At 48.9% G+C, this 732-nt stretch carries 1 protein-coding gene and 1 pseudogene; both read right to left on the minus strand.

Features of this window, described 5'->3' with window-relative positions:
• Positions 1 to 500 (minus strand): DnaB-like helicase N-terminal domain-containing protein (locus ACGF5R_RS24280; protein ID WP_387693188.1); only part of this gene is annotated, 500 nt, incomplete at its 3' end.
• A pseudogene (locus ACGF5R_RS24285) lies at positions 481 to 732 on the minus strand (hypothetical protein); the annotation flags it as partial. The gene ACGF5R_RS24280 and the pseudogene ACGF5R_RS24285, both read right to left, overlap by 20 nt.

Below are 732 nucleotides of genomic sequence, written 5' to 3' on the forward strand. Positions count from 1 at the left end.
ATGGGCTTGAGTCCAGTCTTGTGTCCAGTAGTGCCATTCTCAGTAGCCTCGCCGATCAGTCGTTGAGCCATGTCCATTTTTTCAGCAAACGTGAGGGTACTAGGCGTCATCAACAATCGCTGAATTTCATTGGTTTTCTCAATAGCGTAACGCTCTGCGGCTGTCTCGCGTATCTGCCTGGCATAAGCGACTATGTTCGCCGCGCTGGGAGTGTTCTTGGCAACCTCAGCCAGATACGCAAATCCACCCGATTGATCTGATTTACCCGCACGTTTCAGGCTGTCATCCACAGTAATAATATCTATTGCCTGGTTCTTGCTGTTCATTGTCCGCATTTCAGCGAAAATGAATTTATGCCATGCCATGTAGAACAAGTCAGCTTTGAGCATGGAGAATACATACTGTGAATTGTCGCTCTGGGGGTCTAGCAGTAATGCGCCAATGACGCTCTGCTCCGCTTCGGTGCTGTGGGGTACTTGATTAATGCTGTTTACGGTCATTCGCTCTGTCCTCTTTGACGGATACGTAACATTGGTCGGTGATTAAATAATCCAGGTTTTTCTTGCGCCAGTAGCCGCCTTTGCCATTCGGCCTCTCTTCTGTCATCCATGTGCAGTGCTCGGCAATGTAACCCAGATAGCCTTTCCAGTTCTCCAGAGTAAACGGCCTCTGGTGCTTGGTCTGGTATTCCTTGTTAGCTCGTTGCCAGAACGTGCGCATCTTGGATTTTCT

It is taken from the genome of Photorhabdus sp. RM71S (genome assembly GCF_042879355.1).
GTDB lineage: Bacteria > Pseudomonadota > Gammaproteobacteria > Enterobacterales > Enterobacteriaceae > Photorhabdus > Photorhabdus kayaii.